General features: G+C 61.2%; 13 protein-coding genes. 7 read left to right on the top strand and 6 right to left on the bottom strand.

Features of this window, described 5'->3' with window-relative positions; translation table 11 throughout:
• Nucleotides 1–58 precede the first annotated feature (58 nt).
• Together ACSMXM_RS02690 and ACSMXM_RS02695 are read left to right on the top strand one after the other, a co-directional pair.
• The gene (locus ACSMXM_RS02690; RefSeq protein ID WP_460313716.1) at nucleotides 59–670 is read left to right on the top strand and encodes a cupredoxin domain-containing protein; all 612 of its coding nucleotides are present in this window, start codon (nucleotides 59–61) and stop codon (nucleotides 668–670) included.
• The gene (locus ACSMXM_RS02695) at nucleotides 667–2985 is read left to right on the top strand and encodes a putative bifunctional diguanylate cyclase/phosphodiesterase (protein WP_460313718.1); all 2319 of its coding nucleotides are present in this window, start codon (nucleotides 667–669) and stop codon (nucleotides 2983–2985) included. Before ACSMXM_RS02690 ends, ACSMXM_RS02695 begins: the two co-directional genes overlap by 4 nt.
• Here the strand turns inward: ACSMXM_RS02695 and ACSMXM_RS02700 are convergent.
• The 3 genes from ACSMXM_RS02700 to sseA are packed head-to-tail and all read right to left on the bottom strand — an operon-like array spanning nucleotide 2982 to nucleotide 6327.
• Nucleotides 2982–4304, bottom strand: a complete 1323-nt coding sequence (locus tag ACSMXM_RS02700) for a mechanosensitive ion channel family protein (RefSeq protein ID WP_460313720.1) — start codon at nucleotides 4302–4304, stop codon at nucleotides 2982–2984. The two genes, ACSMXM_RS02695 and ACSMXM_RS02700, sit on opposite strands and share 4 nt — an antisense overlap.
• Complete coding sequence (gene metC / locus ACSMXM_RS02705) at nucleotides 4301–5497, bottom strand: cystathionine beta-lyase (protein ID WP_460313722.1); 1197 nt, start codon at nucleotides 5495–5497, stop codon at nucleotides 4301–4303. Before metC ends, ACSMXM_RS02700 begins: the two co-directional genes overlap by 4 nt.
• Nucleotides 5494–6327, bottom strand: coding sequence for a 3-mercaptopyruvate sulfurtransferase (gene sseA / locus ACSMXM_RS02710; protein WP_460313724.1), 834 nt, complete (start codon nucleotides 6325–6327; stop codon nucleotides 5494–5496). The genes metC and sseA overlap by 4 nt, the downstream gene beginning before the upstream one ends.
• A gap of 89 nt (nucleotides 6328–6416) precedes the next feature.
• Between sseA and queF the strand changes: the two genes are divergently transcribed.
• A complete protein-coding gene (gene queF / locus ACSMXM_RS02715; protein ID WP_460313726.1) occupies nucleotides 6417–6878 on the top strand; it encodes a preQ(1) synthase in 462 nt (153 codons plus the stop codon).
• 34 nt (nucleotides 6879–6912) lie between these two features.
• On the opposite strand, the gene queE is transcribed toward queF, so the two are convergent.
• The gene (gene queE / locus ACSMXM_RS02720) at nucleotides 6913–7545 is read right to left on the bottom strand and encodes a 7-carboxy-7-deazaguanine synthase (RefSeq protein WP_460313728.1); all 633 of its coding nucleotides are present in this window, start codon (nucleotides 7543–7545) and stop codon (nucleotides 6913–6915) included.
• 10 nt (nucleotides 7546–7555) lie between these two features.
• Complete coding sequence (queC, locus tag ACSMXM_RS02725; RefSeq protein WP_460313730.1) at nucleotides 7556–8251, bottom strand: 7-cyano-7-deazaguanine synthase QueC; 696 nt, start codon at nucleotides 8249–8251, stop codon at nucleotides 7556–7558.
• A gap of 103 nt (nucleotides 8252–8354) precedes the next feature.
• Here queC and ACSMXM_RS02730 point away from each other — a divergent pair, with 103 nt between their 5' ends.
• On the top strand, nucleotides 8355–9218 hold the full coding sequence (locus ACSMXM_RS02730) for a LysR substrate-binding domain-containing protein (protein WP_460313732.1): 864 nt from the start codon (nucleotides 8355–8357) through the stop codon (nucleotides 9216–9218).
• 49 nt (nucleotides 9219–9267) lie between these two features.
• On the opposite strand, the gene parE is transcribed toward ACSMXM_RS02730, so the two are convergent.
• The gene (gene parE / locus ACSMXM_RS02735) at nucleotides 9268–11250 is read right to left on the bottom strand and encodes a DNA topoisomerase IV subunit B (RefSeq protein WP_460313734.1); all 1983 of its coding nucleotides are present in this window, start codon (nucleotides 11248–11250) and stop codon (nucleotides 9268–9270) included.
• A gap of 386 nt (nucleotides 11251–11636) precedes the next feature.
• Between parE and ACSMXM_RS02740 the strand changes: the two genes are divergently transcribed.
• From ACSMXM_RS02740 to recA, 3 genes are all read left to right on the top strand, one after another.
• The gene (locus ACSMXM_RS02740) at nucleotides 11637–12476 is read left to right on the top strand and encodes a TorF family putative porin (protein ID WP_460313735.1); all 840 of its coding nucleotides are present in this window, start codon (nucleotides 11637–11639) and stop codon (nucleotides 12474–12476) included.
• Between the two features lie 120 nt (nucleotides 12477–12596).
• Complete coding sequence (locus ACSMXM_RS02745) at nucleotides 12597–15089, top strand: hybrid sensor histidine kinase/response regulator (protein WP_460313737.1); 2493 nt, start codon at nucleotides 12597–12599, stop codon at nucleotides 15087–15089.
• 122 nt (nucleotides 15090–15211) lie between these two features.
• Nucleotides 15212–16273 carry a recombinase RecA gene (recA, locus tag ACSMXM_RS02750; protein ID WP_460313739.1) on the top strand — a complete coding sequence of 354 codons (1062 nt, stop codon included), beginning with the start codon at nucleotides 15212–15214 and terminating at the stop codon, nucleotides 16271–16273.
• Nucleotides 16274–16344 lie beyond the last annotated feature (71 nt).

A 16344-nucleotide genomic window follows, 5' to 3' on the forward strand; every position in this document is an offset into this window, starting at 1 on the left:
AGTGAAAACGAAAAAAGCGTTTACAGGATATTCACGAGATCGGTTCAGATGTTCCGTTATGTTCAGGATGGTGCAAATTTGCGTCGGCATATTCTTCGCCGTTTCGGGCGTACCCGCAGCGGCCGCGGACTTTCAGGCGCGTATCGTTGATCAACAGGGCCAGCCGGTTCCGAATGCGGTCGTCATGCTCTACCCTGCCGATTTCTCAATGCCGGCGCGGATCGATTTCGACTGGCAATATCAGGTCGCGCAGAAGGATCAGCAGTTCCAGCCGCATGTCCTGATCGTGCCGGAGGGGGCGACAGTCGCCTTTCCGAACCTCGATCGTGTGCGCCATCATGTCTATTCCTTTTCGAAACCAAATGATTTCGAAATGAAGCTTTACGGTCGAGAGGATAAGCGGGGACAGAAGTTCGATACGCCGGGCGCTGTCGCCATGGGTTGCAATATTCATGACGAAATGCGCGGCTTTGTACGCGTGGTCGACACGCCCTTCGTTGCGAAGTCGGACAAGCAGGGCGCCGTGTCTGTCGACAATTTGCCGGTCGGGGCGGCGCGGCTGGTCGTATGGCATCCGCTGTTGCGCGCGAAGAAGAACGAGCTGCATCTGGAACTGTCGCTTCCCGCGAATCCGAAACAAATTAGTGTGAAGATGCGACCACGGGAATGACGCGGCTCGTGCGGCTTCCAAGCACGCTCTCCGGGAAATTGACGGCAACCTACGGCGCCATGTGCGCCCTTGTGCTGGTCTCGCTGTACCTGATCCTGCGCATCGGCATCATTACCTACGCAGAAGAGGTCGCGACCCGCGACATGGCGGTCAGTGCCGATGCCTATCAGAATGAACTGCGCAAAAGCGGCGAACGCATGCAGGCCAGCGCGGATTTGCTTGCGCGCGATTTCGGCTTCCGCCGCGCTGCCGCGACCGAGGATGGCCCTACCATCGTATCGGCGCTGCAGAACCTATCGTCCCGCAATGATCAGCCTCTCGCGCTATATATTTCCGATGCCGGATTTGTCGTCGGCACCGTTTCCGTAACGCGGGGTGAGGCACGGGCCTTGCAGCACGCACTTGCGGAGGGCAGGTCTACGGAAATCCTGACGATTGGCGGGCGCACCTATCGTTTCGTCACGGTGGGCGTCTCGGCGCCCACCCATATTGGCACCGTCATCTTCGGATCGGCGGTAGCGGACGGCGAGTTGCCATCGGTGCGGGAGTTCCACAATCAACATCTGACCGCCCGCATTGTCCGAATGGATAGCCTGCCGGCACAGCTTCGCAGCCCGGCAGCGGCGGCAAGGACCGTCCAAGCGCCATGGCCCTTTGACGAGCACGGTAAGGAGATGTTGCGCCGCGTGATTCCGCTCCCCGATCTTCTTGAGGGCAGCATCACGCACGCGCTCGTCATCGATTTTTCCCTGCACGAGGCGACGGCGGCTTACCGCAAGCTTTTTCGCATGATCGCACTGATCGGGTTTGTGGGCCTTCTTCTCCTGTCGCTCGGCTGCTGGCTTGCAGCGCGTTCCCTGACGCGTCCGATTGCCGTGCTGGAGCGTGCGGTCAACAAGGTGTCGCAGGGCAGCAGACAACCTGTCGAACTGCACAGCAGCGACGAAATTGGCAGCTTGGCCAAAAGTTTCAACAGGATGGTCGGCGCCATCGCGACACATGAGGCCGAAATCACCCATATGGCGCTGCATGATGCGCTTACCGGCCTGCCCAATCGGCAGGCGCTGCTCGACCTGCTCGACCGGCACATTGCCGAGCAGCAGCCCGTCGCCGTTCTCGCGCTCGATCTGGACAATTTCAAGGTCATCAACGACTGGCTTGGCCATAGCATCGGTGACGGCCTGCTATGCGCTGTGGCACAGCGGCTGAAGACCGTGTTCCCCGACCGTATGATTGCGCGGTTTGGCGGCGACGAGTTCGTCATGCTGGTCGGCGGTGAACCTGTGGCCCGGCATGCGGTCGACGCCGCTCAGCGGATCCTTCAGGCGCTGGAGCAACCGTTCGATGTGGACGGACACAGCATGACCGTGGGCGCCAGCATCGGTATCAGCCTGACGCATCAGGATGGGCATACGGCGGGCGCGGTGTTCAAGAATGCGGATCTTGCCCTTTATTGCGTGAAGGAGGACGGCCGCGGCGCCTTCCGCTTCTTCGATGTCTCAATGGATGCTGATGCCCAGGAACGCCGGCGTCTCGATACGGACATGCGCACCGCTTTGGCGGACGGTCAATTATTCCTCGCTTTCCAGCCTTTCCTGCATCTGGAGGAAAACCGCATTACCGGAGTGGAAGCGCTGATCAGGTGGCAGCATCCGGAAAGGGGCCGTGTGCCCCCCGATCAGTTCATCCCGCTCGCGGAGCAGAACGGCATGATCTGCGAAATTGGCGAATGGGTTATCGAAGAGGCGCTGGCACGGTTGCAGGAATGGCCCGCGCCGCTCAGCATCGCGGTCAACGTTTCGCCCGTGCAGTTCGGCAGCCCGACCTTCCTTCCCAAAGTCGAGGCGGCGCTGGTCCGGTCGGGCGTTGACCCGAAGCGGCTGGAACTGGAGGTGACTGAGTCGGTCTTCATCGCGGACCTCGACGAAACCCTGCGAATATTGAAGGGGTTGCAGGCGCTTGGGCTTCGCATCGCGCTCGATGATTTCGGTACCGGCTTTTCCAGCCTCAGCTACTTGCAGAAATTCCCGTTCGACAAGCTGAAGATCGACCGCAGTTTCATTCAGGATCTCGGCGCTACGGACAGCGCCACCGGAATCTTTCACGCAATTACCGATCTGGCCACGGCGCTTGGGATGCAAACGACGGCGGAAGGCGTCGAGGAGGAGGGGCAATTGGCGCTGATCCGCGCACAGGGATGCACCCTGATACAGGGCTATCTGTTCAGCAAGCCGCTGGCGGCCGATCAAATTCCAGCGATATTGGCGACCGTGAATGGCAGTTCGGATGACCTCCGCTCGATGGTCGCGGCCTAGGCCTGATTGACATCCTCTCGCCGCTGCCCGGCGGCATTGAATATCCCTCCATCGGGAAGGGATTTCAGGTGGATATCCCGCTGCGGGAAGGGGACTTCGATGTCGTTCTCCTGGAATAGGTCCCATAGCTTGTTAAGGATGGCACTTTTGACATTCCCGACGCCTTCCTCGGCATCGGCGATCCAGCACAATATGTCGTGATCGAGGCTGTAATCTCCATACCCCTTCAGCCACACATTTGGCGGCGGCGTCTCCAACACGCGGGGCACGGACTTTGCTGCCTCCAGCATCAGTTCCTGCGCCTTGCGGATGTCACACCGGTAGCTGACGCCCACGGGTATGTGGATGCGCACATTGCGGCTGGAATAACTCCAATTTTCAACCTGTTCCGTCATCAGGATTTCGTTCGGGATCAGATATTCAATACCGTCGCGCGTTATGATGGACACTGCGCGCACGCCGATCTTGTTGACCCATCCGAACGTATCGTCGACCACGATGACGTCGCCGGGTTTGATCGACCGGTCGATCAGCAGGATCAGGCCGGAGATCAGATTGCCGAACGTCTTCTGCATGCCGAAACCGATGGCAATGCCCAGGCCGCCGGAGAAAAAGGCGAGGGCGGTAAGATCGATTTGCAACAGTTCGATGCCTAGGAAAAATCCAATCGCAATGACCGCAATGCCGGCCAGCTTTTGAAACAATACCCTCTGTGACAGGTCTAGCCGCCGCGAATTTCCGATCCGGCTCGAGATAAGCTGCGAAATGAATTTTCCACCGGTGTACAGCGCGACGACAACGATGATTGCGTTCAGGAAATCCAGAACGCTGACGCGCCGTGAACCAATACGAAGCGCGGCACTGTCCAATGCGTTCACCAGCGGTTCCAGGCCGCCTAGACTGCTCGCCACGGAGACGATACCTATGAAGACGCCAAGGATGACGGAGAACAGCCAGTTCACCTTTATGATGCGGGCGAAGATATAGACGAGGCGACCCAGAACGACGCCAAGCACGAAAGCGAGGATGAGGGTGCCATATATTCCGAAAACCGTGATCGCCCGCCCGGCAATTAACACGATCGCTGCGGTGGAGGCGCCCAGTGCGCGTGGCGCCCACTTTGCGATGTGCTGAAATGCCTGGGCGTCGCGTGCGCTCAGGAAAGTGCCGACGCGTGGTCCGATAAAACGCTGAACCAAGCCCCCCAGCAGGATTGCGACTGCGACGACGAGGCCTGCGAAGATCAATGCTTCCTGGCGAACGACATCATCGAGCGGCAATCCGAAAAGTATCGCCAGCTCGCGGAGGTCGTCGATCACGCGGCGGCCTTCTGAAAGCGATCGAGTCCTGCCATCAGATCGGCGATGAGGTCGTCCGCGTCCTCCAGGCCGCAATGGATGCGCAGCACGGGCCCCGGCGCCGACCATGGCGTGGCGCTGCGAACCGTACCCGGACTGACAGGCAGGATGAGACTTTCAAATCCGCCAAAGCTGAAACCCATGGAAAACAGCCGTAGATCGTCGACCATTGCCGCCAAATGATGCCGTTCGCCGCCATTCAGCACAACAGAGAACAGGCTGGAATAGCCGAGAAAATCTCGCTGCCACAGGTTGTGGTGCGGATTGCCCGGGATTCCGGGACAAAGAACGTCCGCAACTGCCGAATGGGTCTGCATGGCAGCGGCGGTCTTCAGCGCCGTTTCGCCATGGCGGCGCAGGCGCATCGACAGAGTCCGGACGCCGCGCAGCGCAAGGAACACGTCGTCCGGGCCCGCGCATTGGCCCAGTCTTAGCGCTGTCGCCTTCACGCGCGGCCATAACGCCTTGTTTGCGGTCACACTGCCCATCATGGCGTCGGAATGGCCGACGATGAATTTCGTCAGCGACTGAACCTCTATATCGACGCCGTGCTGCAGCGACGGAAACAGCAGCGGCGTTGCCCAGGTATTGTCGATGATCGTGACGACATCACGCTTCTTTGCGGCGGCGACGATGGCGGGAACATCCTGCACTTCGAACGTCAGGGAGCCTGGGCTCTCCATGAATATGGCGCGCGTATCGTCGCGGATCAGCCCGGAAATATCGCTGCCTATCAGGGGATCGTAGAACTCGCACTCCACGCCCATCCGTTTCAGGACACCGTTGGCCAGAACACGCGTAGGCTCATAGGCCGTGTCCGCGATCAGAACATGATCGCCGGCCCTGCAGACGGCCAGAAACGCCCCCGCAAGCGCCGCGACGCCGGACGGGAACAGTTTCGTGCCCGCCGCGTCCGCGTGCATCCCGGTCAATGCATCCTCAAGCGCCCATATCGTCGGCGTCCCGCGGCGGCCGTAGTAGAGGCCGTCATCGGGATGCTTCAGCCGCTCATCGAATTCTGCCAGCGTTTCGAACGTGCAGGTGCTGGCGTGATAGACGGGCGGATTGACGACCCCCTGGGTGTAGCGCGCGTCGCGGCCCGCATGGATCAACTGCGTGTCGCTCGCGAACTTCTCCGGCGCGCCGTCGCTCACGCGGGACCCGTCACCTTGTTGGTATCCTCGCGCGCGCCCCATTCGGCCCAGCTGCCATCGTAAAGAGCAGTCTTTTTCGCACCGATCAGATGCAGGGCAAAGGACAGCGCGGCGGCCGTCACGCCGCTGCCGCACATGGTAACGACCGGCTTGTCAACGTCGATCCCCGCCTCTTCAAAGATGGCGCGCAGTTCGTCCTGCGATTTGAAAGTACCGTCCCCATTGAACAGTTCCGAATGGGGTACGTTCTTTGCACCACGCATATGGCCGGCGGCGACGCCGCTGCGTGGATCTTCCTCGGCGCCTGTAAAGCGGGCCGAAGGTCGTGCGTCGACGATCTGTTCGTCCTTCGATTGCTGGTTCGCCTTCATCTGTTCCAGATTGCGGATGCCGCTTTCGTCTTTCCAGACGGTGAAGTGGCGATGCCGGACGCTGGCCTTGCCGCTTTCGACGGGCCGGCCCTCGTCCTTCCACTTGGCGAGGCCGCCGTCGAGGATGGCAACCTCATGAGCGCCGAACGTCTTCAGCATCCACCAGGCACGCGCGGCTGTTTTCAGCTCGCTATCGTCGTAAACGACGATGCGGCTACCGTCGCCCAGGCCGAGGGATTGCATGCGGCTGGCGAATTTTTCCGATGACGGAACCATGCCGGGCAGATCGCTCTCCTTGTCGGCCAGTTCTGCAAGGTCGAGAAAGACGGCGCCAGGAATATGGCCGTTTTCGAATTTCGCCCGTGCGTCCCGGTCCAGGAAATAGGTCGCATCGACAACGCGCAGGTCGGTCTTGTCCAGTTCCCCTGCCAGCCATTCGGTCGTCACAAGCGAATCCATGCGCGTCTCTCCAAGGAAGATATGTTGATGCCTGATAGATAACGCCCCCCACTAGGCAAGGCTAGGCCGAACCATGTAGGCCTCATCAAATGCAGCAGCCTCCTTTAAACCCCGCCCATCTGGGCCAAGCGAGCGTTCTTCCCGAAAGTCCGGATGCGGCGGTCCTCGATTATCCGGCCAATCCGCGCTTGGGGGAACGCTATCTGGTGCGCTTTTCCGCGCCCGAATTCACATCGCTCTGTCCGGTTACAGGCCAGCCGGACTTTGCCCATTTGGTCATTGATTATGTGCCTGCCGAGACAATCGTGGAGTCCAAATCGTTGAAGCTGTTCCTTGGCAGTTTCCGCAACCACGGTGCCTTTCACGAGGATTGCACGGTCGGCATTGGCAGGCGTCTGATGGATGAGATGAAGCCGATATGGCTGCGCATTGGCGGCTATTGGTATCCCCGTGGGGGCATACCCATCGATGTCTTCTGGCAAAGCGGAAAATCCCCCGAGGATGTGTGGATTCCCGATCAGGGCGTCCCCGGCTATCGCGGGCGAGGGTAAAGACCCCGTCGTTCAGGCCCGGATCAGGCGCAGATCAGGCAATGCCGATCATTTTGTGGGTCTGCAGGCTTAGGCGCCATTGCGGATGCGCCAGGCAATAGCGAACGGCCGCCGCAGTATTTTCGGCGGCGTTCGGCCCATCCATGGGCTGCAGGAAAAAATTGCGAAATGGCAGAGACGCGAAATCCGCCGGGTCGTTTTCCACCTGCGGATAGACCAGCTTCAGTTCATCGCCGGACCGCTGCACAAGCGGCTGCGCCGCCTTGGGGCTGACGCAAATCCAGTCCAGGCCCGCCGGCGCAGCGATGGTACCATTGGTTTCGACCGCGATGCGAAAACCATGTCCGTGCAGCGCAAGGATCAGGGCGCTATCCAGCTGCAATAGTGGTTCGCCGCCTGTGCAGACGATCAGGCGGTGATCGCGCGGCGTGCCCCAACATTCCGCCGCCGCCGCCGCCAACAGGTCGGCATCCGCGAATTTTCCGCCGCCAACGCCGTCCGTGCCAACGAAGTCGGTGTCGCAAAAACGGCAGACCGCACTTTCCCTGTCCTGCTCCCGCCCGCTCCACAGATTGCATCCGGCAAAGCGCAGAAATACGGCGCGGCTGCCTGCCTGCGCGCCTTCGCCCTGCAGGGTCAGGAACAATTCCTTAACGGCATAGCTCATCGTGGCGGTTTCAGGCCGCGTAGCGCGTGGGATCGGGCAGGGCGGCTTCCTCAAAGCCCTTCTTGCGCAACCGGCAGGCGTCGCAGCGGCCGCAATGCAGCATCTCCGATTTCCCCGGAACCGGATCGTAACAGGTCCAGGTGGCGCCCGCATCGACACCCAGGCGGTTCGCCAGCTTTGCAATGCCCGCCTTGTCCAGATCCAGAAGCGGCGTGTGGATACGAAATGCGTCGCCCTCGATCCCGGCCCGGGTCGCCTTTGCGGCCAGTTCCTCGAAAGCGGCGATGAAATCGGGGCGGCAGTCCGGATAGCCGGAATAATCGAGTGCATTCACGCCGATGAATATGTCCCGCGCGCCTGCGGCCTCGGCCCAGGCCAGCGCGACGGACAGGAAAACCGTATTGCGGGCTGGCACATAGGTCGGTGGCACGATGCTGTCGTCGACGGCGCCGTCTCCCTTGGGAACGTCGATATCGGCTGTCAGCGATGATCCGCCGAATGCGGAAAGGTCCAGTGGCAGAACGACATGCCGCTCTGCGCCATATTTCTCCGCTGCAGCGCGTGCAGCCTCCAGTTCGACGCGGTGACGCTGGTTATAATCCACGGTCAGCGCCAGCAGCGCATAGCCCTCCTCTCGCGCCACGGCGGCGCAGGTGCTGGAATCCAGCCCGCCGGATAGGAGGATGATGGCCTTCGGTTTTGGCATGGTCCCGGACTAACTGCGGCGGCATGCGGGGGCAAGGTGCCGCTATGGTCCCGCCTCGCCAAAACGGTGGCGATTGGCGGCCCTGCGTATTATGGCGCATATTATGAAACGCACGCTCCTTCCCCTGAACGGTCTTCGCGTATTCGACGCGGCGGCGCGGCATTTGTCGTTCACAAAGGCGGCGGAGGAACTGCACGTGACGCCCGCTGCGGTGGGGCAGCAGATTCGCACGCTTGAAGAGGTGCTGGGCGTCGTCCTCTTTCGACGGCTCACCCGAAACCTTGAATTGACGCCGGAGGCGGAGGCGGCTCTGCCCGCGCTGCGGGACGGCTTTTCCCGCATCGAAACAGCGGTCGACCGGATGCAGGCGGGGCAGGGGGACCGTGTTGTGACGATCGGCGCCTCGCGCGCGATTATCGGCAAATGGCTGGCACCGCACCTCGCCGCCGTGGGTGCCGCCGCGCCGGACCAGCGGTTCATTCTGGTGCCAACCGACGAGGGCGCGGACTTCACGACAGCGAATATGGATTTGGCGATCCTGTGGGGCGCCATGCCGGCTGAGGAGGAGCTGTCGGGCGTCCGTCTGGCCGAGGAGCAGGTCGTCGTTGTCGCTTCGCCGCAACTTGCGTCGGAACTCGCCGATCCGGCGGCGCTAACAACGCGCAGTCTGATCCATCATCCCAGCCAGAGCTGGCAAGCCTGGTTCGACGCCCAGGGTCTCAGCCATGATGAAATCGACGGGGGGCTCAGCGTCGCCGATGCGGGTCTTGCGATAGACGCCGCCGCCGCCGGTTACGGCGTCGCGCGGGTGCCGCTGACGCTCGCCCAGGGTGACATCGCTGCGGGGCGGATCACGCAATTGTTCGATGGTACGCCCAGCGACGAGCATTTCTGGCTCGTCGCGCCATCGCAAAGCTGGCGGCAGGCAAAGGTGAAAGCAATCGTAGAGGCGCTGACCGCCGCTTAGCAAGGCGGGGCGCCAGTTCCGCAGCCCGTCACCGCCATCACGCAGTCTCTCAGGCGTCGATGGCTTCTTCGTCCAGTTCGCGGGCATGTTCCTGGATGAAGCGGAAACGCATGGCCGGATCTTTTCCCATCAGCCGTTCGACCAGGTCTGCGACCGGCGCGCGGTCCTCATATCCCTGCGGCAGCGTGACCCGGATCAGGGTCCGCTTCGCCGGATCCATGGTTGTCTCCTTCAATTGCGCCGGGCTCATTTCGCCCAGGCCCTTGAAGCGGCTTGTCTCGATTTTGCCCTTGCCGGTAAATTCCCGCGCCATCAGCTCTTCGCGGTGCGCGTCGTCGCGGGCATAGGCCACCTTGCCGCCCTGCGCGATCCGGTACAGCGGCGGCTGCGCCAGATAAAGCCGCCCGCCGCGAACAAGACCGGGCATTTCCTGAAAAAAGAAGGTCATCAGCAGCGTCGCAATATGCGCGCCGTCGACATCGGCATCGGTCATGATGACGATACGATCATAGCGGACCGCTTCGTCGTCATAATTCTTGCCCGCGCCAGCGCCGATGGCCAATATCAGGTCGGCGATCTCGCTGTTTGCGGCGATCTTTGCGGTTGTCGAACTGGCAACGTTCAGGATCTTGCCGCGAATGGGCAGGATAGCCTGGGTGCGGCGATCGCGCGCCTGCTTGGCGCTGCCGCCCGCCGAATCGCCTTCGACAATGAACAATTCGGTTTCGGCACTGCCGCTGCCCGCCGCGCAGTCCGTCAGCTTGCCGGGCAGGCGCAGGCTGCGCCTGTTCGTCGCGGTTTTGCGCTTGATCTCCTTCTCGGCTTTCCGCTTCAGCCGTTCGTCGAGACGCTCCAGCGCAAAGCCCATCAACGCCTTGCCGCGATTCATGTCGTCGGACAGGAAATGATCGAAATGGTCCTTGATCGCGACCTCGACCAGGCGCGCCGCCTCCGGACTGGTCAGGCGGTCCTTCGTCTGCGACTGGAATTGCGGCTCGCGGATGAACACGGAAAGCATGATCTCCGCACCATTGACCATATCGTCCGCGGTCAGCTGCGAACCCTTTTTCGTGCTGGTCAGCTCCGCAAAGGCACGAATGCCCTTGGTCAGCGCGCCGCGCAGGCCGGTCTCGTGGGTGCCGCCGTCCGGCGTGGGGATCGTGTTGCAATAATAGCTGGTCGACCCTTCGCCGTATAGCGGCCAGGCGATTGCCCACTCGACGCTGCCCTGACCGTCGGGAAACTTCGCCTTCCCGGCAAAGGGCTCGGTTGTGGCGCATTCGCGATCGTCGACAAGAACGGCGAGATGATCGGCCAGCCCGCCGGGAAACTGAAACACTGCCTCCGCTGGCACGTCATCCGACGCCAGCTCCGGATCGCAGGACCAGCGGATTTCGACCCCGCCAAACAGATAGGCCTTCGATCGGGCGAGCCGGAACAGGCGCGCCGGCTTCAGTCGCGCCTTTGCACCGAAAATATCGGCATCGGGCAGGAAAGTGATCTTCGTTCCCCGGCGATTCGGCGCCTGGCCCGCCTCTGCCAGCGGCTCCACCACTTCACCACGAGAGAATGTCGCGCGGTACAGCACCTTGTTGCGCGCCACCTCGACATCCAGCCGCTCGGACAGCGCATTTACGACACTGACACCGACGCCGTGCAGCCCGCCCGACGTTTCATAGGCCTTGCCGGAAAACTTGCCGCCGGAATGCAGCATCATGAAGATGACTTCCAGTGCGCTACGACCCGGATATCGCGGATGTTCGTCGACAGGAATGCCGCGCCCATTGTCGGTGACGGACAGGCTGCCGTCGGCGGACAGATGCAGTTCTATGCGGGTGGCATGGCCCGCCACCGCCTCGTCCATGGCATTGTCGACGACTTCATTGGCAAGGTGGTGCAGTGCGCGTTCGTCGGTACCGCCAATATACATGCCGGGTCGCCGCCGGACCGGTTCCAGACCCTCCAGAACCTCGATCTGGTCGGCATTGTAATCAGTGGACTGAGGCCCGCCCCCGGTAAAAAGATCGCTCATGCGCGAACCTATAGGCGGCGGCGCGCTCGCTCGCTACCTTTGTCGGATACGCGCTCGCGGATTCACTCCTCCCCTGAGGCAGCAATCGCAGAGCCTAACATTCTTGGGGGTTGAATCATTTATGCTGCATTGCAATATACAGGGTGCTCCAAAGAGCGATCCTCCCCAAGGATTGACTGGGCCGGCCCGGCAACAGGTCGGCCCTTTTTTTTGTTAACTATACTGTTGCGTAACTGCATCACTTTTAGGCTTTGTGTTTTTGTGCCCAAAAAATAGACTTGTGCATCGCAATGTAATCGGCAATGTAACGATCAGGCGGTCGAACAAGAACCGCCAACCCCTTCCGGGCGAGCAGCTTCTGGCTGAACATAGAGAAGGGTTAAAGCATGAAGATCTTCGGACATCCCACAGGGATTCTGGCACTTGCACTTGTTGCAGGCGCGGCGGGTATCGGCACTGCAGCGAGTGCGCAGGACACGGGCCTGGAGGCCGCCACAGATACCTCCATTCCCTCCGACTGGTCGCTATCCGGAAATGTCGGCTTCGTGACCGACTATCGTTTCCGCGGCATTTCTTTCTCCGATGAAAATCTTGCGGTGCAGGGCGGTCTCGACGTCGCCCATTCCTCCGGCTTCTATGTAGGTACCTGGGCATCCAGCCTGGGCGGATACGGCACATATGGCGGCCCCAATCTGGAGGTCGATCTTTACGGCGGCTATGGCGGCTCCCTCGGCGGGGTTGGCACTTATGACGTTGGCGTCATCTATTACCTCTATCCCGGCGGTGCAGGTAATAATGACTATATCGAATTTTACGGTTCGCTGGGTGCAGAGGTTGGCCCCCTTGCCGCCACGGTTGGCACGGCATGGAACCCCGATCAGGATTCGCTCGGCGGCGATAATATCTACGTCTACGGCGATTTGGGTGCCGACATTCCGGGAACGCCGTTCAGCCTTGCCGGCCATCTGGGATATAGCAACGGATCGATGGGCTTCGGCGGTTCCGGCATAGCGCCCGACGGCACGTTTGCTTCCTATGACGATGATTATCTGGACTGGTCGGTCGGCGTGTCGACGGAGCTGTTCGGGCTCTCTCTCGGCCTTACCTACCTCGATACCAACATCAGCAAGACGCGCGAAAATGTCGTGGGTACGCGCGTCACTGGGTCGGGCAGCCCCTATGTGGCCGATGATCAGTTTGTCGCATCCCTGGGCTATAGTTTCTAGCACCAGGTATCCGCGGGGGTGGGGGACGGCGCGCGGGAGGGCGCGACGTCCCCCAATTTCTGTTCCTGTTTCCGCGCGCGACATTGACGTCGCCTCTGGCGTCCTGCGAAGAGCGGAACCATGACATCCAACATTGCTCCTGTTCGGGCCGACCAGATGCCGGATCCCACCGAATGGCCGCGCGTGCCGACCGTGCAGCGCAATATGTGGACGACGATCGCCATCGCGGTGATCGCTGCTTTGGGGTCCGCCGCTCTGGTGGGTTACGCGCTCGGGATCTGGGAATTCGCGGCCTTGTTTGCCGCGCTGGTGGTCGCCAGTGGGGCCATCGGCTATTTCGCCGCACTCGGCCGGTCGCGCAGGGGCGGTGGCCGTATCGACTGGGCGCTTGTGCGTGCAGCGCTCGAATCTCAACAGGTGGCACTCGCAATCACCGACAGGGAAGGGCGCCTAGTCAGTGCCAATGCCGCCTATGGCGCCCGTGCAAATGGTTTTCCCGCGCCGACGGAGCTTGCCCTGCGTGAAGGCGTGGGGGACGCGGCGGTGCTTGCCGCCGCCAATGCTGCACGACGCGACGGTAGCGGCTTCGCCGATATTTCCGTCACCGGCGATGACGGGATCAGCCGGCGCCTGCGGATCACCGTTCGTCCTGCCGAGCAGGGCCGGGATTATCTGCTGTGGACCCTGCGGCGCGATCGCACCGACAAGGCGCTGGATGACACGAGGGAGATGATTGAGGGGCCGCTTGGCGGCTGGTTCGGCAGTGCGGGTATTCTCGCGGCGATGGCAGGCGGCGATGGGCGCGTTCTCGCCAGCAATCATGCCTTCATGCAATATATTGGCGAACAACCGGCCGGGACGTCGTTAAATCTCGGAAATCTCGTCGATGTGGATGACGAGGGGGATCATTGGCTGATTTGCCGCTCGGGCACGGGGGACCCAGATCGTCTGCCCGTCCTGGTCACTCGCCTGCCATTGACGGCCGAGGCGGCGCGAGTGGCGGAGGGTGCACCGACCATTGCCGAAGGAGAGGACGATGTTGAGCCCGATGCGGGCGCCTTTCTTTTCCTGCTGCGGGAACGGGAAACACCGCAGGTGGCCGCCGCCGCCATACCGACCGATCTGCCGGCTTTGATGGGCGTTTTGCCGATCGGACTGGCGCTGACCGATCGGGATGGCCAGCTGAAATATATGAACGATGCGTTCCGCGCGGCGGCGGGCGTGACCGAGGATATGAACCGCGGCTTGTTATATCCCAGCGATCTCGTTGGAAAAGATGACAAGTCGGCGGTCGCCGATATGGTCCGCCGCGCCGCCTCCAGTTCCGAGGGCGTGCGGGATCTTCGCGTTCGTCTGAAGCACCGACCCGACGAACCGGTGGTGCTGACCATCGGTCGCGCGCCGTGGCAGGAAGGGCCCGCCGTGGTCCTGTCTCTAAAGGACAATCGCGAACAAATGCGTCTGGAGCGCCAGATCACCCAGGCGACGAAAATGCAGGCCGTGGGGCAATTGGCGGGCGGCGTTGCGCACGACTTCAATAATATCCTGACGGCGATCATTGGCTATTGCGATTTGATGATGATGCGCCACAGCCCTGGCGATCCGGATTTTGACGACATCAATCAAGTCCGTCAGAACGCCAACCGCGCGGCAAATCTCGTGCGCCAGCTTCTGGCCTTCAGCCGTCAGCAGACCTTGCGGCCGCAGCTGTTGCAGGTGTCCGACATTGTCGGCGAGCTGTCCCACCTCCTGAAACGGCTGCTGGGCGAACGTGTCAAATTGACCGTCGATCATGGCCGCGGGCTTGCCCCCGTGCGCGCCGATCCGGGCCAGATGGAGCAGGTGATCGTAAACCTCGCCGTCAACTCCAGGGATGCCATGCCTGACGGCGGCACGCTCACCATCCGGACGTTCGCGGTCACCCCCCAAGAGGCAAAGCGCCTGGCGAGGGAAGGCATGCCGCCCGCGGATTATGTCGCCATTGCCGTGTGCGACACCGGCACGGGCATCCCTGCCGAAGCGCTGCCAAAGATCTTCGAACCCTTCTTCACGACGAAGGAGGTTGGACGCGGCACCGGACTAGGTCTTTCCACCGTGTATGGCATCGTCAAGCAATCCGGCGGCTTTATCTTCGCCGATTCGCGCGAAGGCGATGGAACGGACTTCACGATCTATCTTCCTGCGCAGGAAGCCTTGGTGGAACCCGCATCGGCTACGGCAAGTGTAAAGCCGCGCGATACCAATTTCGGTGAAGGGACGATCCTGATTGCCGAGGACGAGGACATGGTGCGTGCCGTGGCGGAGCGGGCGCTGACCCGAAAGGGCTATGACGTGGTCTGCGCCTCCGACGGAGAGGCGGCGCTCGAAATGCTGATGGCGATGGATGCGCCGCCCGACCTTCTCATCACCGACGTCGTCATGCCGGTCATGGACGGACCTGCCCTCGTCGCGGCGGCGCGGGAGAAGTTTCCGCAGCTGAAAATCGTCTTCATGTCGGGCTATGCGGAGGAACAGCTGCGATCATCTCTGGAAATCGAGGACGCCGGATTTCTCGCCAAACCGTTTTCCGTCAACGATATCACGGAGAAGGTCTATCAAACGCTGAAGGGATGACCTCTTCCAACCCGAACGTCGTCCAGGAACATATAAAGAACTTTATCTTGTGAAGGTAGAACAAATGCGGTACGAACGGCTTATGTTGAACGCCCCGAGGGGCAGGGCTAGGGAGGCTGATCATGGCCGCAGCGTTAAAGATAGTGGACTCGGGAATGGATAAGCAGAAGGCTCTCGACGCAGCCCTGGCGCAGATCGATCGCGCCTTCGGCAAGGGGTCCGCGATGAAGCTGGGCCAGCAGGAAAAGGTTGAGATCGACGCGATTTCGACCGGGTCCATTGGCCTCGATCTGGCGCTGGGCGTCGGCGGTTTTCCGCGGGGACGCATCATTGAAATCTACGGCCCGGAAAGCTCCGGCAAGACGACTTTGGCGCTACACGCCATTGCCGAGGCGCAGAAGGCAGGCGGCACGGCGGCATTCGTCGATGCGGAACATGCGCTCGACCCCATTTATGCGAAGAAGCTGGGCGTCGATACGGCAGAGCTGATCGTTTCCCAGCCGGATACCGGCGAACAGGCGCTGGAGATCGTGGATACGCTCGTACGTTCCAACGCGGTCGATATTCTCGTCATCGATTCCGTCGCGGCCCTGACGCCGCGGGCCGAGATCGAGGGCGAAATGGGCGACAGCCATGTCGGTCTGCAGGCTCGTCTGATGTCGCAGGCATTGCGCAAGCTGACGGGGTCCATCAACCGTTCGCGCACGACCGTGGTCTTCATCAATCAGGTACGCATGAAAATCGGCGTCATGTACGGCAATCCGGAAACGACCACGGGCGGCAATGCGCTGAAATTCTACGCCTCCTGCCGACTCGATATTCGCCGCATCGGTCAGATCAAGGATCGCGATGAAGTCGTTGGCAACACGACGCGGGTGAAGGTCGTCAAGAACAAGGTGGCGCCGCCGTTCCGGCAGGTGGAATTCGATATCATGTATGGCGAAGGAATTTCAAAGACTGGTGAAATCCTCGATCTCGGCGTGAAGGCCGGCATCGTCGAAAAATCTGGTGCATGGTTCAGTCATGATTCCACGCGCATCGGTCAGGGACGTGAAAATTCCAAAACCTTCCTCAACGACAATCCCGAATTTCTGGCCAAGATCGAGGCTGCCATCCGCGGTAAATCGACGGAAGTCGACGGCGCACTGCTGGATGGTAAGGACGAAGAGGCTGAGGACGCCTGATCGGCACTTCCATCGGATTTCGTTGAGATGGTGAATGCTTACGGGGCCAGGTCCAGGCGGATCTGCCCCGT

The sequence above is a fragment of the Pacificimonas sp. ICDLI1SI03 genome, from assembly GCF_054740865.1.

Excerpts from the sequence above, each read along its gene's own strand:
- recA (WP_460313739.1), top strand. The coding sequence starts at position 15,212 with ATGGCCGCAGCGTTAAAGATAGTGGACTCGGGAATGGATAAGCAGAAG.
- ACSMXM_RS02695 (WP_460313718.1), top strand. The coding sequence starts at position 667 with ATGACGCGGCTCGTGCGGCTTCCAAGCACGCTCTCCGGGAAATTGACG.
- ACSMXM_RS02690 (WP_460313716.1), top strand. The coding sequence starts at position 59 with ATGTTCAGGATGGTGCAAATTTGCGTCGGCATATTCTTCGCCGTTTCG.
- ACSMXM_RS02740 (WP_460313735.1), top strand. The coding sequence starts at position 11,637 with ATGAAGATCTTCGGACATCCCACAGGGATTCTGGCACTTGCACTTGTT.
- sseA (WP_460313724.1), bottom strand. The coding sequence starts at position 6,327 with ATGGATTCGCTTGTGACGACCGAATGGCTGGCAGGGGAACTGGACAAG.
- queC (WP_460313730.1), bottom strand. The coding sequence starts at position 8,251 with ATGCCAAAACCGAAGGCCATCATCCTCCTATCCGGCGGGCTGGATTCC.
- ACSMXM_RS02730 (WP_460313732.1), top strand. The coding sequence starts at position 8,355 with ATGAAACGCACGCTCCTTCCCCTGAACGGTCTTCGCGTATTCGACGCG.
- parE (WP_460313734.1), bottom strand. The coding sequence starts at position 11,250 with ATGAGCGATCTTTTTACCGGGGGCGGGCCTCAGTCCACTGATTACAAT.
- ACSMXM_RS02745 (WP_460313737.1), top strand. The coding sequence starts at position 12,597 with ATGACATCCAACATTGCTCCTGTTCGGGCCGACCAGATGCCGGATCCC.
- queE (WP_460313728.1), bottom strand. The coding sequence starts at position 7,545 with ATGAGCTATGCCGTTAAGGAATTGTTCCTGACCCTGCAGGGCGAAGGC.
- queF (WP_460313726.1), top strand. The coding sequence starts at position 6,417 with ATGCAGCAGCCTCCTTTAAACCCCGCCCATCTGGGCCAAGCGAGCGTT.